Annotated in this window: 25 protein-coding genes; 10 read left to right on the top strand and 15 right to left on the bottom strand. The window is 73.6% G+C overall.

The features are described 5' to 3' along the window. Positions 1 to 5 precede the first annotated feature (5 nt). Genes ACQPXD_RS19770 through ACQPXD_RS19755 form a run of 4 tightly spaced genes read right to left on the bottom strand, consistent with a single transcriptional unit; the run spans position 6 to position 5,140 of the window. Entirely contained in the window at positions 6 to 2,060 is a 2,055-nt protein-coding gene (locus ACQPXD_RS19770; protein ID WP_432840515.1) for an alpha-galactosidase, read from the bottom strand. Next, positions 2,057 to 2,890, bottom strand: a complete 834-nt coding sequence (locus tag ACQPXD_RS19765) for a carbohydrate ABC transporter permease (protein WP_432840513.1) — start codon at positions 2,888 to 2,890, stop codon at positions 2,057 to 2,059. The genes ACQPXD_RS19770 and ACQPXD_RS19765 overlap by 4 nt, the downstream gene beginning before the upstream one ends. Next, positions 2,887 to 3,846, bottom strand: coding sequence for a carbohydrate ABC transporter permease (locus tag ACQPXD_RS19760; protein ID WP_432840511.1), 960 nt, complete (start codon positions 3,844 to 3,846; stop codon positions 2,887 to 2,889). The genes ACQPXD_RS19765 and ACQPXD_RS19760 overlap by 4 nt, the downstream gene beginning before the upstream one ends. 1 nt (position 3,847) lies before the next feature. Next, positions 3,848 to 5,140, bottom strand: a complete 1,293-nt coding sequence (locus tag ACQPXD_RS19755) for an ABC transporter substrate-binding protein (protein WP_432840509.1) — start codon at positions 5,138 to 5,140, stop codon at positions 3,848 to 3,850. A 169-nt stretch (positions 5,141 to 5,309) separates the two neighbouring features. Between ACQPXD_RS19755 and ACQPXD_RS19750 the strand changes: the two genes are divergently transcribed. The 7 genes from ACQPXD_RS19750 to ACQPXD_RS19720 all read left to right on the top strand — a co-directional run bounded on the left by ACQPXD_RS19750 (position 5,310) and on the right by ACQPXD_RS19720 (position 12,203). After that, positions 5,310 to 6,056 (top strand): SDR family NAD(P)-dependent oxidoreductase, encoded by a 747-nt coding sequence (locus ACQPXD_RS19750; RefSeq protein ID WP_432840507.1) that lies wholly within the window; start codon positions 5,310 to 5,312, stop codon positions 6,054 to 6,056. Positions 6,057 to 6,093: 37 nt separating this feature from the next. Next, entirely contained in the window at positions 6,094 to 6,801 is a 708-nt protein-coding gene (locus ACQPXD_RS19745) for a FadR/GntR family transcriptional regulator (protein ID WP_432840505.1), read from the top strand. Continuing rightward, positions 6,798 to 7,946 (top strand): galactonate dehydratase, encoded by a 1,149-nt coding sequence (gene dgoD, locus ACQPXD_RS19740; RefSeq protein WP_432840503.1) that lies wholly within the window; start codon positions 6,798 to 6,800, stop codon positions 7,944 to 7,946. Before ACQPXD_RS19745 ends, dgoD begins: the two co-directional genes overlap by 4 nt. Next, positions 7,940 to 8,803, top strand: coding sequence for a hypothetical protein (locus ACQPXD_RS19735; RefSeq protein ID WP_432840501.1), 864 nt, complete (start codon positions 7,940 to 7,942; stop codon positions 8,801 to 8,803). The genes dgoD and ACQPXD_RS19735 overlap by 7 nt, the downstream gene beginning before the upstream one ends. Continuing rightward, positions 8,800 to 9,423, top strand: a complete 624-nt coding sequence (locus ACQPXD_RS19730) for a bifunctional 4-hydroxy-2-oxoglutarate aldolase/2-dehydro-3-deoxy-phosphogluconate aldolase (protein WP_432840499.1) — start codon at positions 8,800 to 8,802, stop codon at positions 9,421 to 9,423. The genes ACQPXD_RS19735 and ACQPXD_RS19730 overlap by 4 nt, the downstream gene beginning before the upstream one ends. A 103-nt stretch (positions 9,424 to 9,526) precedes the next feature. Next, positions 9,527 to 10,453 (top strand): sugar kinase, encoded by a 927-nt coding sequence (locus ACQPXD_RS19725; RefSeq protein ID WP_432840497.1) that lies wholly within the window; start codon positions 9,527 to 9,529, stop codon positions 10,451 to 10,453. 70 nt (positions 10,454 to 10,523) lie between these two features. Next, on the top strand, positions 10,524 to 12,203 hold the full coding sequence (locus ACQPXD_RS19720) for a SulP family inorganic anion transporter (RefSeq protein ID WP_432840495.1): 1,680 nt from the start codon (positions 10,524 to 10,526) through the stop codon (positions 12,201 to 12,203). Positions 12,204 to 12,424: 221 nt separating this feature from the next. Here the strand turns inward: ACQPXD_RS19720 and ACQPXD_RS19715 are convergent, their stop codons facing one another. The 7 genes from ACQPXD_RS19715 to ACQPXD_RS19685 all read right to left on the bottom strand — a co-directional run bounded on the left by ACQPXD_RS19715 (position 12,425) and on the right by ACQPXD_RS19685 (position 18,833). Next, positions 12,425 to 12,727 carry a hypothetical protein gene (locus tag ACQPXD_RS19715; RefSeq protein WP_432840493.1) on the bottom strand — a complete coding sequence of 101 codons (303 nt, stop codon included), beginning with the start codon at positions 12,725 to 12,727 and terminating at the stop codon, positions 12,425 to 12,427. Positions 12,728 to 12,834: 107 nt separating this feature from the next. Continuing rightward, positions 12,835 to 13,827, bottom strand: coding sequence for a S1C family serine protease (locus ACQPXD_RS19710; RefSeq protein WP_432840491.1), 993 nt, complete (start codon positions 13,825 to 13,827; stop codon positions 12,835 to 12,837). A gap of 1,067 nt (positions 13,828 to 14,894) precedes the next feature. After that, positions 14,895 to 16,241: a class I SAM-dependent methyltransferase gene (locus tag ACQPXD_RS19705; protein WP_432840489.1), complete on the bottom strand. Its 1,347-nt coding sequence runs from the start codon at positions 16,239 to 16,241 to the stop codon at positions 14,895 to 14,897. Next, on the bottom strand, positions 16,238 to 17,569 hold the full coding sequence (locus ACQPXD_RS19700) for an FAD-binding oxidoreductase (RefSeq protein ID WP_432840487.1): 1,332 nt from the start codon (positions 17,567 to 17,569) through the stop codon (positions 16,238 to 16,240). Before ACQPXD_RS19700 ends, ACQPXD_RS19705 begins: the two co-directional genes overlap by 4 nt. Before the next feature lie 240 nt (positions 17,570 to 17,809). Beyond that, positions 17,810 to 17,965: a hypothetical protein gene (locus ACQPXD_RS19695; RefSeq protein ID WP_432840485.1), complete on the bottom strand. Its 156-nt coding sequence runs from the start codon at positions 17,963 to 17,965 to the stop codon at positions 17,810 to 17,812. Continuing rightward, positions 17,962 to 18,384, bottom strand: a complete 423-nt coding sequence (locus tag ACQPXD_RS19690) for an MBL fold metallo-hydrolase (protein ID WP_432840483.1) — start codon at positions 18,382 to 18,384, stop codon at positions 17,962 to 17,964. Before ACQPXD_RS19690 ends, ACQPXD_RS19695 begins: the two co-directional genes overlap by 4 nt. Beyond that, positions 18,381 to 18,833: an alpha/beta fold hydrolase gene (locus ACQPXD_RS19685; protein ID WP_432840481.1), complete on the bottom strand. Its 453-nt coding sequence runs from the start codon at positions 18,831 to 18,833 to the stop codon at positions 18,381 to 18,383. Before ACQPXD_RS19685 ends, ACQPXD_RS19690 begins: the two co-directional genes overlap by 4 nt. Here ACQPXD_RS19685 and ACQPXD_RS19680 point away from each other — a divergent pair. Continuing rightward, positions 18,832 to 19,227, top strand: coding sequence for a hypothetical protein (locus ACQPXD_RS19680; protein ID WP_432840479.1), 396 nt, complete (start codon positions 18,832 to 18,834; stop codon positions 19,225 to 19,227). The two genes, ACQPXD_RS19685 and ACQPXD_RS19680, sit on opposite strands and share 2 nt — an antisense overlap. On the opposite strand, the gene ACQPXD_RS19675 is transcribed toward ACQPXD_RS19680, so the two are convergent. After that, positions 19,208 to 20,425: a cysteine desulfurase-like protein gene (locus ACQPXD_RS19675; RefSeq protein WP_432840477.1), complete on the bottom strand. Its 1,218-nt coding sequence runs from the start codon at positions 20,423 to 20,425 to the stop codon at positions 19,208 to 19,210. The two genes, ACQPXD_RS19680 and ACQPXD_RS19675, sit on opposite strands and share 20 nt — an antisense overlap. 48 nt (positions 20,426 to 20,473) lie before the next feature. Beyond that, positions 20,474 to 21,124: an NAD(P)-dependent oxidoreductase gene (locus tag ACQPXD_RS19670; protein WP_432840475.1), complete on the bottom strand. Its 651-nt coding sequence runs from the start codon at positions 21,122 to 21,124 to the stop codon at positions 20,474 to 20,476. 79 nt (positions 21,125 to 21,203) lie between these two features. Here ACQPXD_RS19670 and ACQPXD_RS19665 point away from each other — a divergent pair, with 79 nt between their 5' ends. Then, positions 21,204 to 21,773 (top strand): TetR/AcrR family transcriptional regulator, encoded by a 570-nt coding sequence (locus tag ACQPXD_RS19665; protein WP_432840473.1) that lies wholly within the window; start codon positions 21,204 to 21,206, stop codon positions 21,771 to 21,773. 92 nt (positions 21,774 to 21,865) lie between these two features. On the opposite strand, the gene ACQPXD_RS19660 is transcribed toward ACQPXD_RS19665, so the two are convergent. After that, entirely contained in the window at positions 21,866 to 22,177 is a 312-nt protein-coding gene (locus ACQPXD_RS19660; RefSeq protein WP_432840471.1) for a hypothetical protein, read from the bottom strand. A gap of 451 nt (positions 22,178 to 22,628) precedes the next feature. Next, positions 22,629 to 22,751, bottom strand: coding sequence for a 50S ribosomal protein L36 (locus ACQPXD_RS19655; protein ID WP_432840469.1), 123 nt, complete (start codon positions 22,749 to 22,751; stop codon positions 22,629 to 22,631). A gap of 104 nt (positions 22,752 to 22,855) precedes the next feature. Between ACQPXD_RS19655 and ACQPXD_RS19650 the strand changes: the two genes are divergently transcribed. Next, a complete protein-coding gene (locus tag ACQPXD_RS19650) occupies positions 22,856 to 23,944 on the top strand; it encodes a hypothetical protein (RefSeq protein WP_432840467.1) in 1,089 nt (362 codons plus the stop codon). Positions 23,945 to 24,030: the final 86 nt, after the last annotated feature.

Genomic DNA, 24,030 nt, shown 5'->3' with positions numbered 1-24,030 from the left:
CTGTCCTAGGCGATGCGGTGCAGGACGACGGCGTCGGCGTCGTGCGTCGCGGTCCACTGCACGGGCAGGCCGACGGAGCCGAGGTGACTGCCCGAAAACTGCCGTTCTCCTGCGCGGTAGCGGGCGGCCGGGGCGAGGCCGCGCAGCGGGAGCCGGACCGGCCGTGCGGGCAGCAGCCCGGCGCCGTCGAGCCGGCCGGTGTGCCAGGCGAGCACCACCACGGTCCGCTCGTCGGGCGCGGTGTATTGCACGGCGCACCGGTCCTGGCCCGGCCCGCCGATGAGGTGCACGCTGCCGTGCACGACGATGTCGCGGATTTCCTTGTACCGCCGGATCCAGCCGGCCGCCTCGGCCCGCTGCCCGGCGCTCCAGTGCCGGATGTCGGCGCCGACGCCGAGGACGCCGGCCATGGCGAGGACGAAGCGGAACGCGAGCGAGCGCGGCCGCGGGTCGAACAGCCCGGGCGCGTCGGTCACCCAGGAGCTCAGCAGGTGCGGGGCGTTGGCGTGCAGGAAGCCGTGCTGGATCGCCAGCCGGTCCAGCGGGCCGGTGTTGTCGCTGGGCCAGAACACGTCGGCCCGGGCCGCCATGCCCAGGTCGGTCCGGGCGCCGCCGCCCGCGCACGCCTCGACGAGCACGTGCGGGTGGTCGCGCCGCAGCTCGTCGAGGACGCGATACAGGTTGGTCACGTGGCCCCCGTCGATGTCCGCCGCCCGGCCGGCCTCGGTGCGGGGCCGGTTGAAGTCCCACTTGAGGTAGTCGATGGCGTGCTTGCGCAGCAGGCCGTCGACGGTGCCGTGGACCCACTCGGCGACCTCGGGGCGGCCGAGGTCGAGCAGATACTGGTTGCGGATCTCGGTCAGCGGCCGGCCGTCGACCGAATACACCCAGCCGGGGTGCTCGGCGTAGAGCCGGGAACGCGGGTTGACGCACTCCGGCTCGATCCACAGCCCGAACCGCAGCCCCAGCCCTCGCACGTCGGCGACGAACGCGTCGAGGCCGCCCGGGAACTTCGCCGGGTCGGGCGTCCAGTCGCCCAGGCCCGCGGTGTCGTCGTCCCGGCCGGTGAACCACCCGTCGTCGACGACGAACGTCTCGACCCCGATTTCGGCCGCGATCCGGGCCAGCTCCAACTGGCCGCCGGCGTCGACGGCGAAATAGGTCGCTTCCCAGGAGTTGTACAGCACGGGCCGGGCCCCGAGCCGCTCCCCCGCCAGCCGCCGCTGGTAGCCGTGCCAGGCGCGGGCGAGCCCGGCGAGGCCCTCGGCGCTGAACGCCCCGGCGGCGGTGGGCAGCGTGAGCCGCTCGCCGGGGGCGAGCTCGAGCGGCCCGTCGACGAGCCGCCGGCCGACCCGCACCCGGGTGAGTCCGCCGGTGTCGCGCTCGGCCTCGATCTCCCACGACCCGGTCCAGGCGAGGGCGAAGCCCCAGGCCTGCGCCTCGTCGCCCCGGTCGCGCACGGCCAGCCAGGGCGCATAGCGGTGGCCGGGCACGCCCTGGGCGCTGCCGACCAAGAACGCGCCGTGGCCCAGGTCGACGTGGTCGAGCTGGAACTCCTGCGCCCACTGCCCCCACTGGTAGCTGACTCGCGCGCCGTGCGGGGTGGGCACGCTGAACCCGGCCGAGCCGGCCCGCTCCAGCCGCAGCGGCTCGGGCCCGTCGTTGGCCAGCTCGACCCAGCGCTCGACCACGTCGGTGCCGGGCGGGATGCGGTAGTGCAGCGTGACCCGCAGCCCGTTGACGTCGTCGGCGAACCGGACCGCCAGCGCGTGCCCGCCCTCGCCGTCGGCGTCGGCGTCCGCGCCGGTGAAGCGCGGCGCCGCGCGGGAACCGACGACCAGGTCGGCGCCGGCGAACGGGCGGCCGGTCTCGGTGGCGTGCTCCACCGGCGCCGCGTCACCCCCGGTCAGGAACGGCACCGGCCCGTCGTAGGCGACCGGCGACGGGCCGTCCGACACCCCGGGCGGCCCCCAGGCGACCAGCTCGAGCCACCGCCCGTGATCGGGGACGGCGACGGTGTATTCGCTGGCGGCCCCGCGCAGCGTCCAGCGCCCGATCACTTGACCGCCCCGATCGCCAGACCCGACACGAAGTGGCGCTGGAAGCGCAGGAAGACCGCGACCGTCGGCACCGCCGCGATGACGGTGCCGGCGGCGATGACGCTCCACGAGGAGACGAACTGGCCCTGCAGCCCGAGCAGCGCCGGGGTGACCGGCATTTTGGTGTCGGTGCGCAGCACGGTGATCGCCCACAGCAGGTCGTTGAAGATCCAGGTGAACGACAGCGCGCCGAGCGCGGCCAGGGCCGGGCGGGTCAGCGGCAGCACGATCCGGGCGAAGATCTGCGCCGGCCCGGCGCCGTCGATGGTGGCCGCCTCCTGGATCTCGCCGGGCAGGTCGCGCATGAAGCCGTGCAGCACGAACGTGTAGAAGCCGAGCCCGAAGCCGACCTGGACGGCGATCAGCGCCCACAGGGTGTCGTAGAGGCCGGTGAGCTCGCTGAACTTGGCGACCGGGATGAGCAGGATCTGGGGCGGCAGCAGGTTGCCGGCGAGCATCAGCAGCAGGATGGTGCGCCGTCCCGGGATGCGATACCGGCTGAGCGCGAACGCGGCGACGGCCGCCAGCGCGAGCGTCAGCACCACCGACGGCACCGTCACGATCAGGCTGTTGACGAGGGCCTGCAGCTCCCCGCCGTCGGTCCAGGCCTGCCGGTAGGTGGACAGCGTGAACGAGTGCGGCAGGCTGCCCACGCCGTTGGCGGCGATGTCGTCGAACGTGCGGGTGGACATGACCACGACCCACAGCACCGGCGCCAGCCACAGCGCCGACAGCAGCGCCATGGCGGTGTGGAACGCGCCGGTGCGCAGCGCGCCGCGCGGCCCGCTCATGATTCCTCCTCGCGGAACGCGCGGACGAGGTAGCCGAGGATGACGGCCAGGGCCAGCACGAAGATGACGACCGCGATGGCGGAGGCGTAGCCCAGCCGCAGGCCCTGGAAGGCGGTGGAGTACATGTACGTGCTCAGCAGCTCCGAGGAGTGATACGGCCCGCCGCGGGTCAGCGACCACACGATGTCGAACGAGCGCAGCGAGTCGATGACGATGACGGAGAGCACCACCGCGTTGACGCCCCTGAGCTGTGGCACGGTGACCCGCCACAGCCGCTGCCAGGCGCTCGCGCCGTCGACCCGGGCGGCCTCGTGCAGGGCCGGGTCGATGGCCTTGAGCCCGGCCAGGTAGAGCACCATCACGTAGCCGATCTGCCGCCACAGCGCCGGCAGGATCACCGCATACAGCGCGGTCTGCGGGTCGGCCAGCCACGGCCGGATGAGGCTGCCCAGCCCGACGGCGCGCAGGATGGTGTCGGCGAGCCCGTCGGGCTGGTAGAAGACCCGCCACACCAGGGCGGTGACGACGAGCGAGAACACCACCGGCGTGAACAGGGCGGCCCGGTAGAAGCCGACGCCGCGCCGGTCGCGCTGCAGTAGCAGGGCCATGCCGAAGCCGCCGACCACGGACAGGCCGCCGAAGAGCACCAGCCAGATGACGGTGTTGAGCAGGGCGCCGCGGAACGTCGGGTCGCCGGCCAGCTCGGTGTAGTTGCCGATGCCGATGAACCGCGGCGGGGTCATCCCGTCCCAGCGGGTGAACGAGAACCAGAAGCCCTGCAGCGCCGGCCAGAACACCCAGATGCTCTCGATCGCGAACGGCACCAGGACGAACGCCGCGAGCAGCGGCGACAGCCCGGACCGTCGCCGCCGGCCGGCGCGGACGTCGGCGCCCGGCGGCCGGCCCGGCAGGTGCCCGGGCCGGCGCCGTCGGAGCGCGGTAGCGGGTGCGGTCACGTCAGCCCTTGAAGACCTTGTCGGCGCTGGTCTGCCACTCGCGCAGGATCGCGTCGATCTGATCGGGCTTGTCGATGAACTTCGTCAGTGCCGTGTCGGCGGTGGGCTGCAGGGCGTCGCTGGAGTCGCGGTTGAAGAACTGGGTCAGCTCCTTGGCCTCGCCGAGCATCGCCTTGCCCTTGGCGACCAGGGGCGTGTCGGCGGCCTTCGCCTTGGGGTTGGCGGGCAGGACGATGCCGGAGCTGGACTTGATATAGGTCTCCTGCGCCTCGACGCTCGCGAAGTAGCGCAGCAGCGCCTTGGTGGCCGCCGGGTTGGCGGACTTCGCGCTGGCGAAGAAGCCGTCGGTCGGGGCCTCTTCTGCTAGTGGTACCGAAGGATCGATGACCGGGAAACGGAAGAAGTCGATGTCGCCGAGGGCGTCCTTGGGCGCGGCGTCGGCGAAGAAGGTGCCGATCAGGAACATGCCGGTCTTGCCGCCGAGCAGGGCGGTGGTGGCCTCCTGGAACGGATATGCCTTGCCCTTGGGGTCGAAGAACGGCAGGACCTCGGCCCACCTGGTGAAGACCGCCTTGACCTTCGGGTCGTCGAAGCGCTGCTTGCCGGCGAGCAACTCGCGGTGGAAGGGCGCGCCGTTGATGCGGATGTCGAGGTAGTCGAACCAGGCGGAGGCGACCCAGGGGGTGTCGCCAAGGCCGATGCCGATCGGCGGGATGCCCTTGCCCTGCAGGGTCTGGCAGAGCGCGACGAAGTCGGCCCAGGTCTTGGGCTCCTGCACGCCCCACTTGGCGAAGTTGGACTTGCGGTAGAAGAAACCCCACCAGTAGTTGTTCATCGGCACGAAGACCTGCTTGCCGCCGCTGTCGGTGGACAGCGTGCGCAGGGCGGCCGGGTAGTCGCCGAGGTCCTGCCACACGTCGGAGACGTCGAGCAGCAGGCCCTTGCTCGCGTAGTCGTTGGCGACCGAGCCCGCATACCAGGTGTAGAGATCGGGCGGGTTGGCGGAGGTCAGGTAGGTCGGCAGCTGGGTGCGGAAGGTCTCCGACGCGATGGTGTTGAGTGTGGCGGTGCCCTTGCCGAGCTTGTTGAAGTCGGCGATCAGCTGCTCCATCGCGGTCTTGGCCTGCGGGGAGGACAGGTTGGACTGCAGGGTGACGGCGCCGGCGGCCTTGCCCGACGGCCCGCTGGCGGAGCTGGCGCAGGCGCTCAATAACGATCCGGCGCCGAGCGCGCCGACGCCGAGCAGACCGAGGTGTCCAAGGAATCGGCGGCGACCGGGGTCGAAGTCGCTCACAGGGGTGTCCCTTCCTCAGCGACACACTGCGTGACATCGCGGGGTGTCGGTCATGTGAACGGGGTCATCAAGAGGTTGCATCGAGGCCGCCGATGCTGTCAAGATGTATTCGTAATTAATGGTTAATCGGCGCCTCGACGCGAGGCCCGCACGGGAGACGGATCGGCTCATGCGGCGACTAGAGGGCAGGACCGCGCTGGTCACCGGTGCGACCGGAGGCATCGGGGCGGCGGCCGCGCGCCGGCTCGCGGCCGAGGGCGCCGCGGTCGGGCTCATGGACGTGCGGGATCCCGCCCCGCTCGCCGCCGAGCTGACCGCCGGCGGAGCCCGGGCACTCTCCGTGGTCGCCGATGTCGCCGATGAAGAGGCCTGGGCCGCCGCGGCCGCCGCCGTGCGCACCGGGCTGGGGCCGGTCGACATCCTGGTCAGCAACGCCTATGCCGTCGAGGTCGCGCCCGCGCACCGCACCAGCCGCGCCTCCTGGGACCATCAGCTCGCCGTCAGCCTCACCGGCGCCTTCCTCGGCCTGCGCGCCTGCCTGCCCGACCTGCGGCAGCGCGGCGGCGCGGTGGTGCTGGTGTCGTCCGTGCACGCCCTGGTCGGCCTGCCCGGCCGCCCCGCATATGCCGCGGCGAAGGGCGGCCTCGTCGCGCTCGGCCGGCAGCTCGCCGTCGAGTATGGCCCGGACGTGCGGGTCAACACGGTGCTGCCCGGCCCCATCCTCACCCCCGCCTGGGAGGGCATCGGCGAGGAGGACCGTCGCCGCAGCATCGCCGAGACTGTTGCCAAGCGGTTCGGCACGCCCGAGGAGGTCGCCGCCGTCGTCGCCTTCCTCGCCTCGCCCGACGCCGCCTATGTCACCGGCGCGAGCCTGGTGGTGGACGGCGGCTGGACCGCGATGAAAACCTCAGCGTGACGGATCGGCAACGACGAGCGAGAGGGTGCGAGGAGCTTTGGCAAACTACGCGGGCCGCGGCGTGCACGGCCAGACCGTCGAGGTGATCGCCCGCCGGATCCTGGCCGGCGAGATCGCCGAGGGCGAGACGCTCAACCTCACGGCGCTGCAGGAGGAGCTCGACGTCAGCCTCACCGCGCTGCGCGAGGCGCTCAAGGTGCTCTCGGCCAAGGGCATCGTCGACGCCCGGCAGAAGCGCGGCACCTTCGTGCGGCCCCGGGCCGACTGGCACCTGCTCGACGCCGACGTGATCCGCTGGCAGTTCGAGCTGGGCGCCGATCCGCGACTGCTGGACAAGCTGCACGAGGTCCGCAGCATCATCGAGCCGGCCGCCGCCCGGCTGGCCGCGTCCCGGGCCGTCGACGAGGACTTCAGCGCCCTGGAGGAGGCGCTGAAAGCCATGATCGACGCGCACGGCCACCCGGCCGACGCCGTCGCCGCCGACCTCATCTTCCACCGGGCGCTACTGTCGGCCACCCACAACGAGCTGCTGGTGCGCATGGAGGTCGTGATGGAGACCGGCCTCGCCGAGCGCGACCGCCTCGTGCACGGCGGCGCCCACGACGACCCCGTGCCCAGCCACCGTGCCGTGGTCGACGCGATCCGGTCCCGCAACGAGTCCGCGGCCGAGTCCGCGATGCGCGACCTGCTCGCCAAGGCCGTCCGTGACGTCGAGAAGCTCCGCGCACCGAAGGACCACCGGTGAAGATCGAGCGCATCGAGACGTTCCTCGTCCCGCCCCGCTGGCTGTTCTGCCGCGTGGAGACCGACGACGGCGTCGTCGGCTGGGGCGAGCCCGTCGTCGAGGGCCGCGCCGAGGTGGTGCGCAGCGCCGTGGAGGTGCTCGCCGAGTATCTCCTCGGGCAGGATCCGCTGCGCATCGAGCAGCACTGGCAGGTGCTCACCAAGGGCGGCTTCTACCGCGGCGGCCCGGTGCTCTCCAGCGCCGTCGCCGGGCTCGACCAGGCACTGTGGGACATCGCCGGCCAGGCTTACGGCGCGCCCGTCCACGCGCTGCTCGGCGGCCCGGTGCGCGACCGGGTCCGGGTCTATTCCTGGATCGGCGGTGACGAGCCCGCCGAGATCGCCGAGGCCGCGGCGGCGCAGGCCGCGGCCGGCCTCACCGGCGTCAAGATGAACGCGTCCGGCCGGCTCACCGCGATCCCGACCGCCGCCGAGATCGACGCGATCGTCAAGCGGGTCGCCGCCGCCCGCACGGCGCTGGGCGACGAGCGGGACATCGCCCTGGACTTCCACGGCCGGGCCGGCGCCGCCGCCGTGCGCCGCATCCTGCCCGAGCTCGCCCCGCTCCGGCCGTTCTTCGTCGAGGAGCCGGTCCTGCCCGACCAGGTCCACCACCTGCACGACATCGTCACCTGCTCGCCGGTGCCGGTCGCCACCGGCGAGCGGCTCTACGGCCGGGCCGAGTTCCTCGCCCCGCTGCAGGCCGGGATCGCGGTCGTGCAGCCCGACCTCTCCCACGCCGGCGGCATCTCGGAGGTGCGCCGGATCGCGGCCCTGGCCGAGACCTACGGCGCCGTCCTGGCCCCGCACTGCCCGCTCGGCCCGATCGCCCTCGCCGCCAGCCTGCAGGTGGCGCTCGCGACCCCCAACTTCCTCATCCAGGAGCAGAGCATCGGCATCCACTACCACCGGGGCAGCTCGGACCTGCTCGACTACCTGGTCGACCCGGAGCCGCTGCGCTTCACCGACGGGCACATCGCCCGCCTCGACCGCCCCGGCCTGGGCATCACCGTCGACGAGGCCGCGGTCCGCGCCGCCGCCCGCACCCCGCACGCGTGGCGCAATCCGATCTGGCAGCACGCCGACGGGTCGTTCGCCGAATGGTGACCGTGCCGCTGACCGCCCGCTGGGACGCCGGCCACGGCGGCCGCTGGACCTCACTCTCCGGCGGCGGCCGCGAGTGGCTGTGGCACCGCCCCGCCCCCGGCCGCCACACCGTCCGCCCCGGCGATCCGTTCGTCGACGCGGGCGGCCTCGAGGAGTGCCTGCCCACCGTGCGCGGCAGACCCGACCACGGCGCCGTCTGGTCCCGCCCCTGGCGCCCGGACACCCCCGACCACGGCGACCCGGCCGCGCTCGTCGTGGAGACCCCGGGGTTCGTGCTGCGGCGGCACATCGAGCACCGCGCCGGTGCCGTCGTCGCCGACTACCGGCTCTCCGCCCCGGCCGGCTTCCGGTTCGTATGGGCCGCCCACGCCCTGCTCGACCTCTCCCCCGCCGCCCGCCTCGACGCGCCGGCCGGCACCCGCACCCGCGTCTACCCCGACGCCGACCCGCCCGCCGACGGCCCCTGGCCGGCGCCGGCCGGGATCCCGCTCGACCGCCCCGACCCCGACCCGCCCGCCGAAGGCCCCTGGCCGGCGCCGGCCGGGACCCCGCTCGACCGCCTCGGCCCCGACGACGGCACGGCGGTCGGCGCGATCCTGGTCGGCTGCGCGCGCAGCACCGTGGTCGACGGCGCCGACCGGCTGACGTTCGCCCTCGAGTGCGACGGCCAGCCGCTCTCGACGGCGCTGTGGCGCAACCTGCGCGGCTGGCCCGCCCCGGAGCCGTATCGCAGCATCGGCGTCGAACCGATGCTCGGCGCCGCCTTCGACGTGGCCGAGGACGCGCCCGTCGCCGTCGTCCCCGCCGGCGGCGCGGTCGCCTGGCGGCTCACCCTGACCGCCGAACGCGCGAGGTGACACCGTTGGACCTGCTCGCCGAGCTGCGCACCCACCGCCTCCTGGCGATCCTGCGCGGCCCCGACCCCGACGCGGCGCTGACCGCCGTGCTGACCCTGGCCGCCGCCGGTGTGGCGCTCATCGAGGTCTCGCTGACCGGCGCCGACGCCCTCGGCGTCATCCGGCGGGCCCGGGCCGAGCTCGGCCCCGGGTTCGGTCTCGGCGCCGGCACGGTCCTGTCCCCGGCCGACGCGCGCGCCGCCACCGACGCCGGGGCCGCCTTCCTGGTGACCCCCGCGCTCGCGCCCGGCGTGATCGGGGCCGGGGCGCCCGTCCTCGCCGGCGCGCTGACCCCCACCGAGGTCTACCAGGCCGGCGCCGCCGGGGCGGCCGCGATCAAGCTGTTCCCGGCGTCGCTGGGCGGCCCCGCATACCTGTCGGCGCTGCGCGACCCGTTCCCCGGCACGCCCTTCGTCCCGGTCGGCGGCGTCGACGCGGCGGCGGCCACCGAGTATCTCCGCCGCGGCGCGGTCGCCGTCGGCGTCGGCTCCCCGCTGCTCGGTGACGCCCTCCGCGGCGGCTCCCGGACCGCCCTGCGCGACCGGGCCACCACCTTCCTCGCCGCGGTGGCAACACCATGACGACGATCGCCGCGATCTGCACCGACGACGGCCCGAGGACCGGTGCCGGCATCGGCATCGGCGCCGGCGTGGGTGCCGGTGCCGGGCCCGCGGTGGCGGCGCCGTGACCGTCGACGCGCTCACGCTCGGGGAGGCGATGGCGGCGTTCCGGATGGATGGGGCGATCCGCCTCGGCGGGACCGCGCGGCTGTCGGTGGCGGGCGCCGAGTCCACGGTCGCGATCGGGCTGGCCCGGCTCGGTCACCGCGTCGCCTGGGCCGGGGTCACCGGGGCCGACGAGCCGGGCGCGCTGGTTCGCCGCACGCTGCTGGCCGAGGGGGTCGACCTGACCTGGTCCCGGGTCGACGGTGACCGGCCGACCGGGCTGATCCTGTTCGAGCCGCGGCTGCCCGGCCTCGACCGGGTCACCTACCACCGCACCGGCTCGGCGGGCTCGGCCCTGACCGCCGCCGACGCCGACGCCGCGTTCGAGGCGGGCGGGCCGCGGATCGTGCACGTCACCGGGATCACCTGCGCGCTCGGTGCCGGGCCGGCGGAGGCGGTGCGCACCGCGGTCCGGCGTGGCCGGGCCGCGGGCGCCACGGTGTGTCTCGACGTGAACCACCGACGGCGGCTGTGGTCCGACGCCGCCGCGACCGCCGCCCTGCGGCCGCTGCTCGCCGGCGTCGACGTGCTCGTCGCGTCCGACGACGAGGTGGCGCTCGTCGGGGACGTGCCGGCGCTGCTCGCGGCCGGGATCCGCGAGGTCGTGGTCAAGCACGGCGCGGACGGCGCCACCAGTCACACCGCCACCGGCGCCGTGCACCGCCCGGCCCGCCGGGTGGCGGTCGTCGACACGGTCGGTGCCGGAGACGCGTTCGTCGCCGGGCTGCTCTCCGGCCTGCTCGACGGGCTCGACCAGGGCGGCCGGCTGGACCGCGCGGTGACCACCGCCGCGTTCGCGGTGGCCACCCGCGGCGACTGGGAGGGCCTGCCCACCCGCGACGAACTGCCGCTGCTGGACCACGCCCCCGGGACGGCCCTGCGATGAACCTCACCCCGCGCAGCACAGACCGCTCCACGTGCCCCGCCGGCATCGAGGGGGTCCCTATCGTGGGTTGATGAGCAGAGCGGGACGGGTGTTGCCGGGCGTCGCGGCGTTCCGCGGCTACCGGAAGTCCTGGCTGCGCGGGGACGCGCTGGCCGGGCTCACCGTGGCCGCCTACCTGGTGCCGCAGGTGATGGCGTACTCGACCCTCGCCGGCCTGCCGCCGGTGGCGGGGCTGTGGGCGATGCTCGCACCGCTCGCCGCGTATGCCCTGCTCGGCACCTCGCGGCACCTGTCCGTAGGGCCGGAGTCGACCACCGCGCTGATGACCGCCACCGTGGTCGGCCCGCTCGCGGCCGGCAACCCGGGCCGCTACGCGGCGCTGGCCGCCGCGCTGGCCGTGGTCGTCGGGGTGCTCTGCCTGGTCGCGTACGCCGCCCGGCTGGGCTTCCTGGCCGACCTGCTGTCGAAGCCGATCCTGGTGGGGTACCTGGCCGGGGTCGCGGTGATCATGATCGTCAGCCAGCTGGGCAAGGTGACCGGGATACCGGTGGCCGGCGACACGCTCGTCGAGCAGCTGCTGTCCGCCGTGCGGCAGCTCGACCGGCTGCGGCCGGCGACGCTGGTGTTCTCGCTGGTGGTGCTGGCCCTGCTGTTCCTGGCCCGCTGGCGGCTGCCGCACCTGCCGGGGCCGCTGCTCGCCGTGCTGCTGGCCACCGTGGCGGTGGCCGTGTTCGGGCTGCGCGGGCACGGCATCGCGGTCGTCGGGCCGATCCCGCAAGGGCTGCCCGTGCCGTCGCTGCCGGGAGCCGGTGACCTCACCCGGCTGGTGCTACCGGCGATCGGGCTGATGGTCGTCGGGTACACCGACACCGTGCTCACCGCGCGCTCCTTCGCCGCGCGCGGCGGCTACCGCATCGACGTCAACCAGGAGCTGCTCGCCCTCGGCGTGTCGAACGTGGCCACCGGCGCCCTGCGGGGCTTCCCGATCAGCAGCAGCGGCAGCCGGACCGCGATCGGCTTCGCCGCGGGCGGGCGCACCCAGCTGTCCTCGCTGGTCTCGCTGGTGGCCGTGGTCGGCGTGCTGCTGTTCGCCGGGCCGCTGCTCGAGCTGTTCCCGGTCGCGGCACTCGGCGCGCTCGTGGTCTACGCCGCGGTACAACTGATCGACGTCGCGGGGTTCCGGCGCCTGGCCGCGTTCCGGCGCAGCGAGCTGCTGCTCGCCCTGGCGACGTTCGCCGGCGTGCTGGTGCTCGACATCCTCTACGGGGTGCTGCTGGCCATCGGGCTGTCCGTGGCCGACCTGCTGCGCCGGGTCGCCCGGCCGCACGACGCGATCGAGGGTCTGGTGCCGGATCTGGCCGGCATGCACGACATCGACGATTACCCGCAGGCGAAGACCATTCCCGGTCTGCTGGTGTACCGGTACGACTCCCCCTTGTTCTTCGCCAACGCCGAGGACTTCCGGCGCCGGGCGCTCGCCGCGGCCTCGCGCGCCCCGATCGACTGGTTCCTGCTCAACATGGAGGCCAACGTCGAGGTCGACATCACCGCGCTGGAGGCGCTCGACGGCGTCCGCGCCGAGCTGGCCCGGCGCGGGGTCGTGTTCGCGCTGGCCCGCGTCAAACGCGACCTGCAGGACCAGCTCGACGCGTTCGGCCTCACCGCCTCGGTCGGCGCCGACCGCTTCTATCCCACCTTGCCGACCGCCGTCGCCGCCTACGAGGAGTGGCGCCGCCACCGCCCCGGCTAGGGACGGACGATAACCGGGTCGGTGATGGTGTCGCGGCGCACAAGCGATCATCGACGCCGACCCGGGGCGGCGCGGCCGACCGGTGCGGATGTCGCACCCGGCGGGCGCAACCGCCGATCCGCGCGGCCGGGCCGGACGTATGTCTCCGTGATCATGACGCCCGCGCTGACCGCACCACGGGTTTGCCATGATCCCGGAGACTTGCGGTACACGGGGGTACATCAGCGCTCCGTGATCATGAAAAACCGTTGGTGTCGATGCCGGGCTGCACAGATCACGGAGACTTCCGGTCCCTGCGCCGGGACCCGCGGCGTGCAGCCGCCCGACGTGCAGGACGTGATCGCCGATCGTGCCCGACCCGGGGCGTTGGGACGCGGCGGCCGGGCACCGCTTGGTCGCCGGCGGGCAAGGCGGCCAGCGGTGCCGGTTCCCGGGGCGGTGATCGTGTCCGGCAGGCCGGGCACCACCCAGCCGCCCGGCGCCCGCCCGGCCGCCGTCTCGTCACGAATCAGCAGGTCAACCACGTGTGGATCATGGAGCACCGGGCGAGATCGGAACGGGCCCCAAGACGGCGCAGCGGCCCGCGTGTGGCGAACGCGGGCCGCTGCTGCGAGAGGGGAATCGAGCTTGGTTACGGGGTCTCGCCCAGGGTCACCGTGATGGACTGGGTGCTGCCGTTGCGGTCGATGGTGACCGGCACCTGGTCGCCCGCCTTGGCGGCCTGGACCGCGTTGATCAGCGAGGTCGCGTCGGTGATGGTGGACGAGCCGAACTTCGTCACGGTGTCGCCGGTCTTCAGGCCCGCCTTGTCGGCCGGGCCGCCGGCGACCACGCCGCCGATCAGGGCGCCGTTGGTGCCGTCGGTGAGCTGCACGCCGAGGTACGGGTGGCTGACCTTGCCGCCCTTGGCCAGCTGGTCGGCGGAGGAGCGGGCGCGGTTGGCGGAGATGGCGAAGCCGACGCCGATGTTGCCGTTGCTGTTCTGGCCGGCGGTGGCGATCGCGGTGTTGATCCCGACCACCTCGCCGTTGAGGTTGACCAGGGCGCCGCCGGAGTTGCCCGGGTTGATCGCGGCGTCGGTCTGGATGGCGTCGGCGATCGACTTGCCGCCCTGCTCGCCGGAGATCGTGCGGTGCAGCGCGCTCACGATGCCCGCGGTCACCGAGCCCTGCAGGCCGAGCGGGCTGCCGACGGCGAGCACGGTGTCGCCGACGCGCAGCGCGTCGCTGTCGCCGAACTTCGCCGGGGTCAGGCCGGACACGCCCTGCACCTTGATCACCGCGATGTCGCCGGCCGGGTCGGTGCCGACGACCGTGGCCGGGGCGGTCTTGCCGGTGCTGAACGTGACGGTGAGCTGGCGGGCGCCCTCCACGACGTGGTTGTTGGTGACGACCTGGCCGTCGGCGGTCATGATCACGCCGGAGCCCTCGGCCTCACCGGTGCTGATGTCCACGACGCTGGGCAGCACCTTGTCGGCCACCGCGCCGACGGAGGAGCGGTCCAGGTTCGGGGCGGGGTCGCGGGTGACGACGGTCGGCGCGGCGGCCGGGCGGTCGTCGGCGAGCTGGGTGGCGACCAGGCCGCCGCCGAAGGCGGAGACGACGGCGAGAACGATCGCGAACACGGCGATGAGCGCGACCCGCCCGCCGCGTCCCGGACGGTTCCCCGGCTGGCCGTAGCCCGGTTGCCCGTAGCCCGGCTGGCCAGGAGGCGGCGGGTAGCCGGGTCCCCCAACGGCGCCATAAGGCAGACCGGGCTGTCCATAACCGACATTTCCGGTTTGGGGGTACGAACCCTGCGCCGACAACGGCGTCGTGGGGAACGAGGCGGTGCTGGTCCCGACCGTGCCGAGCTGCTGCGTCGCCGAGTTCCCCGCACCGCCGAGCGAGTGACCGTTCGTGGCGGGCCGGCTCCACGGCGACCCGGCGGGCGCCCCCGAGCCGGGAACACCGGTCGCCGGCACCCCGGAAGCCGGGTAGCCCGAGGCTGGATAGCCCGAAGCCGGCGCCCCGGACGCCGGGAAGCCCGAGGTCGGAGCGCCGGAAGCCGGCGCGGAAGCGGACGGCGGCGGCCAGGCCGAAAACCCGGAAGGCCCGGACGAACCAGGCCAGACAGGCGAACCGGACGAAGGCCCCGAGCCGGCCTGGAAACCGGATGAACCCCCCGATCCGGGCTGGGCCGCCGACGGCGCGGGCCAGGCCGAAGCGGAACCGGGCTGCGCGGAAGCCGAGCCGGCCTGGGCCGACGACGGGGCAGGCCAGGCCGACGAAGAGCCGGACTGAGGCGGGGCAGAGGCGGGCTGAGCCGGCGACGGGGCAGGCCAGGCCGAACCGGAACCGGGCCCCGCGGAAGCCGAGCCGGGCTGGGCCGAGGCAGCGGCGGACTGGGCCGACGCAGATGGGGCGGGCGGGGCGGACGACGGGGCGGGCTGCGCGGGCGGGGGCCAGGACGCCGTCGGCGACGGCTGCGATGGCGCGGCGGGCTCCGGTGCGGCCGGCGGGAACGGTGAGTGCGCCGAGGCGGCGGGTGCCTCGGGGTCGTGCGGTGCGCGGTCCTGGTCACTCATGGTGTCCAGATTGCACACCTGAGCTTCCGCGAAACTGGATTCTCCCTGAGAGAAAGCCGTGAGGAACAATTCGGACAGCCCGGGCGCCGCCGGCCGGAACCGGCGGCGCCCGGTACGAACCCGGATCAGGCGGTCCAGTCGGGCCGCAACGGGTAGGACGACACGCCGTCCTTGGTGGTCTTCGTGGCCAGGATCTGGTGCAGCTGGATCTCGTTGCGCTCGAAGGCGAGCCGCGAGCCGGCCATGTACAGGCCCCAGACCCGGGCGGTGCCGATCCCGACCTCGCCGAGGCAGGCGTCCCAGTTCTCGACCAGGTTGCGGTTCCACCCGGTGAGGGTGAGCGCGTAGTGCAGCCGCAGGTTCTCCTCGTGCTGCACCTCGAAGGCGCCGTCGTGCACGGCGCTGACCAGCCGGCCGGGCGAGGCCAGCTCGCCGTCGGGGAAGACGTACCGGTCGATGAAGGCGCCGGGCTTGTGGGAGGCCCGGTTGTCGGGGCGGGTGATGCAGTGGTTGAGCAGCCGGCCGCCGGGCTTGAGCCGATCGCGGAGCGCCTGGAAGTACCGCGGATAGTTCCTGACCCCGATGTGCTCGGTGAGGCCGATCGAGCTGACCGCGTCGAAGTGCTCCAGCGGCGCGTCGCGGTAGTCCAGGTAGCGCACCTCGGCGAGGTGGCCGAGGCCCTCGCGCTCGATCGCCGCCTGGGCCCAGGCCGCCTGCTCCTTCGACAGGGTGACGCCGAGGGCGCGCACGCCGTATTCGCGGGCCGCGTGCCGCACCATCCCGCCCCAGCCGCAGCCGACGTCGAGCAGCCGCTGGCCCGGCTTGAGGGCGAGCTTGCCGGCGACCAGGTCGTATTTGTTCGCCTGGGCCTGTTCGAGAGTGTCGGTCTCGGAGCGGAAGACCGCGCAGGTGTACGTCATCGACGGGCCGAGCACCATCTCGTAGAACCGGTTCGACACGTCGTAGTGGTGGTGGATCGCCTCGGCGTCGCGCCCGCGGGCGTGGCGCAGGCCCAGGCCGGCCAGGGTGCGCCGCCACGCCGGGGTGGCCTCCTGCGGCGGGGGCGGCGGCGGGCGCAGCCGCTCCCAGCCCAGGCCGCGGACCAGCCGCAGCGCCTCGGCGGGGGACGGCAGGTGCACCTGCAGGCCGGTGCCGAGCTGCCTGAGGGCCTCGTAGGGGTCGCCGGGGTGCACGCCGCGCACCTCGAGCTCGCCGCTCACGTAGGCGCGGGCCATGCCGAGATCGCCGGGGGCGGTGAGCACGTAGGACAGGCCACGCTCGGAGGCGACGTGCAGCCCGATCGAGGCGTCCTCGGGGCCGATCGCGCTGCCGTCGTAGGCGGTGATGCGGACCTTCGGCTCGCCGATGGTCACGGCGCTGACGATGTCGGCGACGGTGGGCACGGGAGGCCGTCGGCGGGGCCGGCCGGGAACGGATCCGTGCGTGCTTCCGGAACGGTAGGTGCTGGTCATCTGCGCCCCACAACCTTGTCGTAGAGGTCGGTCAGTCGGTGATCGGGGTCGTAGCGGTCCTTGGCGGCCTGGTAGGCGGGGCCGCCGTAGAGCCGGTCGAAGGTCTCCCGGTCGTAGTAGGCGTCGGAGTACAGGGATTTGTGGCCGCCGAGCTCGAAGACCTTGGCCTCGATGGCCCGGTTGACGTCGCCGTCGGCGGCGCCGTCCGCGATCGGAACGGTGCCCCAGAAGCCGACGTTGACGTACCCCTGACCGAAATGCATCGGATAGAGGGGCCACTCGCGCTCGCGCAGGCGCAGCGGGCACAGCCAGAGCGGGGACATCGGCACCTCGCGGGCGAACCACCGCAGGAAGTCGCCGGTGCGCTCCAGTGGCATCTCGACGTCCTGCACGACCCGCTCGTTGTCCGGCTGGCCCCGCCAGCGGCCGACCCGGGCGGCGACGCCGTAGCGGTTCTCGAGGCGGACGATGCGGTGGTACACGTCGGAGCGCCGATATCGCCTGGGCCAGACCCGGCGCACGGCGGGGACCTGCGCGCCGAACGCGGCGGAGCACCAGAACCAGTCGGTGTCCCACCGCCAGAGGTAGTCGTAGGCGCTGAGCCGGTCGGTGGCCTTCGCGCGCAGCGACTGGTAGTAGATGTCCTGCCCGGTGTAGTCGCTGGTGGGGCCGGGCGTGTCGGTGAACGAGCCCAGCACGAGGTAGGACTCGCCGGGGCGGAACACGACGCCGTCCATGACGTCGACCGGCCGGCCGTCGTGCTCGCCGGTCTTCATCACCTCGCCGATGACGCCGAGCAGCTCGTCGACGTCGTCGAAGCGCACGTTGGACAGCTGCACGGCGGCGCCGATCGGCATCAGCTCGATGCGCAGCCGGGCGGCGTAGCCGAGGCTGCCCATCGAGTTGGGGAACGCCGAGAAGAGCTCGGCGTGCTCGTCGTCGCCGGGGCGCACGGTGAGCAGCTCGCCGGCGCCGGTGAGGATGTCCATCTCCAGCACCGACTCGTGCGGCAGCCCGTGGCGGAACGAGGTGGCCTCGATGCCCAGGCCGCTGACCGCGCCGCCCAGCGTGATCGTGCGCAGCTGCGGCACCACCGCCGGCATCAGCCCGTGCGGCAGGGTGGCGTCGACCAGGTCCTCGTAGGTGCACATGCCCTGCACCTCGGCGGTGCGCCCGGCCGGGTCGACCTCGATCACCCCGGCCAGGCCGCTCACGTCGAGGCCGTGCTGGACCTCGGCGCGCGGCCGGAACAGGTTCGAGGTCTTCTTCGCCAGCCGCACGGTGTCGCCGGGCGGAATGGCGGCGTAGGAGGCGCGCAGCGTGTCCACCGCCCGCCGGTGCGCCGCCCAGCCGACGGGTGTTGTTCGTGCCGATCCCCCGCGTCCCAATTCGACCACCTCACCGTCGTGCGACGTCCGCTTCAGACGTGCAACATCCCCGTTACCTGACGGCTTACCACAGGTCAAACTTGCACACGTGGCAAGATCAGCCAACGGCTGGTGACTCAACTCACGCCGTGGGGTGGCGCCTCCGGGTGAGGGCCGCGGGACGCGGGGTGATCGTCGCGGTCAGGGCACGGGCAGCTCCACCAGCTGGACCAGGCCCTTGGCGCTGTCCGCCGTGCTGAACCGGGCCAGCGCGCTGAAGAACGTGCGCACGTGCTCGAGCATCGGCCGCTCCCCGGGCGGGAGGTCGCCGGGGAGCTCGGGCCGGTAGTCGCTCACGGCACGCGCACCGGCTGGCCGGGGAGCACGACCCGGACGATCGTGTCCGGGGCGAGCGCCGCGACGGCGCCGGCGAACCGCAGCGGCTCGCGCTCGCCCTGGGTGATCTGCCGGTTGCCGAGCCAGCCGCTGGTGAAGGCGTAGTGGTGCGGCACCGCCACCGTGGGGCGCAGCGTCGCGGCGAGCTCCGCCGCCTCGGTCGCGCTCATGACGACCTGCCGGCCGCCCAGCGGGCGGATGCGCAGCCCGTTGGTCGGGAACAGGGCCAGGTCGAAGCGGCCGAACCGGTCCGGCAGCGTGTCCAGCTCGGGGATCTTCAGCGTGTCGCCGCCGAACCAGACGGTGCGGTCGCCGCCCTGGATGACGTAGGTGATGGGGCAGCTGTGCGCGATCCGGGTCACGGTGAGGTCGGTGGTCATGTCGCGCTCCCGATGGTCTCGAGCAGCTGCTCGGGCGCCTCGATCTGCGGCAGGTGGCCGGCTACGGGGATGAGCGAGAAGCGGGCGCCGGGGATGGCCTTGGCGTAGGCCTGGCCGTAGCCGGGGCCGGCGATGCCGTCGGCGGCGCCCCAGATGACGTGGATGGGCAGGTCGAGGCCGCCGAGCCGGTCGCGCAGCGTCGGGTCGGCCATCGTCATGCCGGTGTATGCGGCCAGCGCCGACAGGTCGGGGCCGGGCCGGGACGGGTCCGGCGGGAAGCGCTCGGGCTCGTAGAAGGTCAGGGCGGCCAGCTGCGCCGCGGTGAGCCCGGAGATGTCGGCGATCGGCTCGCCGGGCGCGTCGATGCCGACCGCGTCGACCAGCACCGCCCCGCTGACCCGGGGGCTGCCCAGCAGGGCGAGCTCGGCGGCGACCCAGCCGCCGATCATGGGCGATCTGCTGACCCGGCCGCCGCGGGAGCGCAACCTGCTGCGGTGGTTCTTCGACAGCTCGTGGGACCGCGGCCACGAGTCGTGGGCGCCGACCGCCCGGGCCAACCTGCAGGACTTCCGTACCGAGTACGCGCGGCACCTCGACGACCCGGCCTACGCGGCCCTGGTCGACGAGCTGACCGGGCGCAGCGAGACGTTCCGGGCCTGGTGGGACGAGCACCACGTCCAGGTGCTGGAGCCGGCCCACAAGCGCATCGTGCACCGCCGGCTCGGGCGGCTGTCGCTGCTGGCCACGCAGACCCGCCCGGCCCATCAGCCGTGGCTGCGGCTGCGCATCCTGGTCGCCGCCGACGAGCGGACGGCGCGGGCCATCACGCGGACGCTGTCTTGAGCAACGCCGCGAGGCCGTCGAGCACGCGGGCGACGTCGCTGTCGTCGGTGTAGGGGGCCAGCCCCAGCCGCAGCCCGTGCGGGTCGTCCAGGCCGAGGCGGCGGAACGGCTCGTAGGCGTAGAAGGAGCCGGCCGGGGCCAGCACGTCGCGGCGGGCCAGGAACTCGTACGCGTCCCAGGTCGCCCGCCCGGGCAGCGTCAGCAGCAGCGTCGGCGTCCGCTCGGCGGCGCGCGAGTGGACCACGACGGCGGGGCCGAGCTCGGCCAGGCCGGCCTCGAGCATCCCCAGCAGGCGCCGCTCGTGCTCGTCGACGGCGTGCATGGCGGCGCGCAGCCGCGACCGCCGGTCGCCGCCGGCACCGGGCGCGAGGCCGGCCAGGAAGTCGACGGCGGCCGTGGCGCCGGCCATCACCTCGTACGGCAACGTGCCCAGCTCGAACCGCTCGGGCACGGCGTCGGTGGACGGGACGAGCTTGTCCGGCCGGAGCGTCTCCAGCAGCCCCGGATCGGCGGCGAGCACCCCGCAGTGCGGCCCGAGGAACTTGTACGGCGAGCAGACGAACAGGTCGGCCCCGAGCGCGGGCACGTCGACGGCCTGGTGCGCGGCGTAGTGCACGCCGTCGACGTACACCAGCGCCCCGGCGGCGTGCGCGACGTCGGCGACGGCCCGCACCGGCGGCCGGGTGCCGATGAGGTTGGAGGCGGCGGTGATCGCCACCAGCCGGGTCCGCGGGGTGATGACCGCCTCGACGCTGCCCAGGTCGAGCTCCGAGGTCGCCGGGTCGAAGTCGATCCAGCGGACCTCCGCACCCTTGGCGGTCGCCGCCTGCACCCACGGCCGGACGTTCGCGTCGTGGTCGAGCCGGCTGACCACCACCTCGTCCCCGACCCGCCAGTCCTTGGCCAGCGCCCGGGAGAAGTCGTACGTCAGCTGCGTGGCGCTGCGCCCGTGGACGATCCCACCGGCCGGCACCCCGAGCAGGTCGGCGTAGGCCTGCCGGAACGCGGCGACGGCCCGGTCGGCGTTGACCTCCGACGCCACCACCCGCCCCCGGTTGGACAGCGGCCCGGTCAGCACCGCCGCGACGGCCGCCGCCACCACCTCGGGCGTCTGCGTCCCACCGGGCCCGTCGAAGTGCGCAATCCCGGACCGAAGCGACGGAAACTCCCGCCGCAGCGCAACGACGTCGAGCGACATGGGCCCTCCCGGGGGTTGATCGGTTTCCAACCCCTCCCTTCTACCGCATCAGTAGGCGATGTTGACCCGGCGGTGGATCCAGGTCGGCTCCTCCAGGGCGCGGAACATGGCGTCGGCGACGTCGGCGCGGGACAGGAGGCGGCCGCCGCGCACGTTGATGTCCAGGACGGTGCGGTACGCCCGGTGCGGCCCGTCGGTCAGCCGGGGCGGGGCGATCAGGGTCCAGTCCAGGTCGCTCGCGCGCAGGATCGCCTCGGCCGCGGCGAGGTCCTCGAAGCCCTCGCGCAGCACGCGTTGCACCAGGGGCTTGGCGATCAGGCGCATGACCGGGCCGTCGCCCTCGTCCGCGACCCGGCCGGAGGCGTCGACGGTGATCAGGCGGCGGACGCCGGTGGCCTGCATGGCGGCGACCTGGGCGCGGGCGCCGTCGGCCTGGACGGTACTGCGGGCGGCCTTGTCCTTGGCCCGCCTCGCCCTCATCTCCGGCACGCGGATGCCGAGCGCCGACAGCACGGCGTCGCGGCCGGCGACGGCTCCGGCCAGGGCCTCGGCGTCGTCGAGCGGGGCGACCACCACCTCGCAGCCCAGGTCGCCGGCCGGGCGGCGGGTCACCGCCGTCATCTCGTGGCCACGGTCCAGGCCCTGGCGGATGAGCTGCCGGCCGATGCCGCCGGTCGCGCCGAACACGGTGAGCTTCATGGCCCTGTCCCCCCAAGCGTTAGTAAGTACTTACTAACCCCTACAATGGCACACGTGCCGAGCTTCCGGAAGGGCCGCCGTGGCCACGCGTGACGTGATCCTCGACGCGGCCGCGCGCGTGCTGCGGGAGCGCGGCCTGGCCAACGTCACCACCAAGGAGATCGCGCGGGCGGCCGGCTTCTCCGAGGCGACGCTCTACAAGCACTTCCGCGACAAGCTGGAGCTGATGGTCGCGGTGCTGCACGAGCGGGCGCCGCAGTTCATCCCGCTGCTGCAGACCCTGCCGGCCCGGGCCGGGACCGGTTCGGTCCGCGAAATCCTCGCCGAGCTGGCGACGGTCTGCATCACCTTCTACCGGGACGGGTTCCCGATGTTCGCCTCGATCTTCTCCGACCCGGCGATCGTCGCCGCGCACCGCGAGCGGCTGCGCGCCCAGCGCCTGGGCCCGCACCTGGCCAACGAGGGCCTCGCCGCCTACCTGCGGGCGGAGCAGGCGCTGGGCCGCATCGCCGCGGACGCCGACCCGGAGGCCCTGGCCGGCCTGGTGCTCGGCGCCTGCTTCCAGCACGCGTTCATCGCGCACTTCGCGCCGGAGCCGCGCGATGACAAGGAGGCCGCGGCGGCCTTCATCGCCCAGCTGCGCCTCTGACGGCCGCGGCCCGCTCAGACCAGTTCGATCATCAGCCGGTGGTACGCCGGGATCAGCGCTCCGCTCGACGACCCGCCACGGCCCTCCGGCCCTCAGCAGCGCCGCCACCAGGCAGGCCACCTCCGCCCGACCGGCGCGCCGAGGCAGAAATGACGGCCGGCACCGAACCGGAGCTGCCGCTGCCCGACCGGCTCCGGCCGGTCGAGGTCGAACCCGCCGTGCGCCTCGTTCGCCGTGTGCGTCAGCGGCAACACCCGCCGCCCCGGCCGCAGCCGCCGCCCGCCGACCTCGACGGCGGCGTCGCGCTCGCACCGGTCCCGGAAGGTGCCGGCCGCCCACCCGGCGAGTTTGCCCATGTCGTCGGTCAGCGTCCACGGCGACGACCTGCGGGTCGTGATATTCACCGCCCCGGCCGCCCGGCACGGCCGACGCCGACAAGCTCGCCATGCTCAGCCCGGCGGACCTGACCACCGCCGAACGCCCGCAGCGCCTCTCCGCACCGCGGAGACGATGATGGCCGCGGCCCGGCGGGGCCACCGTGGGCCACCAGCTCGCCGGCCCGGGGCACCGGGACCGGAACTCTCCGCGATCATGCCGAAGTCGCCGCCCGTACCACGCGTTTTCCATGATCACGGAAGGACTATGTACCCATAGGTACCATATGTCTCCGCGATCATGGCAAACCCGCTACGCGCCGGCGAGAGCCGCATGATCACGGAGCGATTCGTTCGCTGCGTGATGCGGCCGGCGCAACCGCGGACGTGGCAAGGCCCGGCCGCCCGTTCGGGGCAGCCGGGCCCGTTCCCGGTCGAGCTTCGCCAGCACCGACCCAGACAAAACAACAATCTGCGATATTTAGCCCTGGCGAGAAGACCAGCGCGGATTGGTCCGGTTCACCACGACCGTCCGGCCGCGGCGGCGGACCACAACCGAACCCGGCTTGTTCTTCAGCGACCGAAGCGAGTTACGCACCTTCATCGGAGCCTCCAATCGCTCCACCGAACCGCCGGGACCGGACCGATATTCCCGCTCACCCCCGGCGGGCGAGTCTGCCCGGCGTTTCCGGGGGACACGTTGGACGCATGACCGTGAAGGATCTGGCGAAGCTCACCCCCAGCGGGTACCCGGCGGTCTCGCTGCTGATGCCGACCCACCGCACGGCACCGGCGAACCAGCAGGATCCGATTCGGCTGCGCAACCTGCTGTCGGAGGCCCGGCGCCGGCTGGAGACCGACGAGACCGTTCCGCGCGACGTGGCGAACCAGGTGTACGACGAGATCGCCGACGCCGCCGAGCACGTCGACATGCGGCACACCGGCGAGGGGCTGGCACTGTTCGCGTCGCCCGGTCAGGTGCACGTCCGCCTGCTGGAGAGCCCGGTCCAGGAACGCGTGGTCATCGCCGACACGTACGAGGTCCGGGACGTGGTCGCCGACGCGGCCCGGCACCACCGGTACTGGGCGCTGGTGCTCTCCGAGCAGCCGACCCGGCTGTGGAGCGGCGACGGCGCCGAATTGGTCGAGGTTCACTCGCACGGTTTCCCGTTCACGCACGAGGGTCCCGGCGGCCTGGTCGGCCTGCCCCGCGACTACGGTCAGGAGCCCAGCAAGCACGAGGCCGAGCGGCACCGCCAGTTCTTCCGCGACATCGCCACCGCCCTGACCCGCATCGACAACCTCGACACCCGTCCGGTCTTCGTCCTCGGCGTCGAACGGTATCTGGCCTACTTCGCCGAGGAGTGGGGCAGACCGTTTGCCGGAACGGTGGCCGGCAACTACGACCACGCCGGCGCGCACGAGGTGTACCAATTGCTCGGCCCGCGGCTGGCCGCCTACACGACCATGCAGCAGGTGGTCGCCCTGGAGGCGCTCGACGCGTCCCGCGGCGCGAACCGTTTCGCCTCCGGGCTGGCCGAGGTCTGGGCTCTGGCGCGCCAGGGTCGCGGCGCCCATTTGCTGGTCGAGGAGACCTACCACACCGCCGCCTGGGTCCACGAGGACCACCTGCACCCACCGGACCAGGAACCACATCAGGGCGCACCGCACGTCCTGGTCGACGACGCGGTCGACGACATTGTGGAATCGGTCGCCCGCCAGGGCGGCGAGGTGACCTTTGTCGGCGACGGCAGCCTCGCCGCCGACGAGCGGATCGCGCTCATCGTCCGGTATTAATCTTGTGCGGACTCGGGTCCGTGCAACTGACGACCGTTGCTCCCGCCAGACACCGGTCGGGCCTTGACGGCCCTCCCTGCCAGGTC

Source organism: Dactylosporangium sp. CA-092794, from assembly GCF_050948465.1.
In the GTDB taxonomy this organism is placed as follows: domain Bacteria; phylum Actinomycetota; class Actinomycetes; order Mycobacteriales; family Micromonosporaceae; genus Dactylosporangium.
This window is presented reverse-complemented; position numbering and strand designations above follow the sequence as displayed.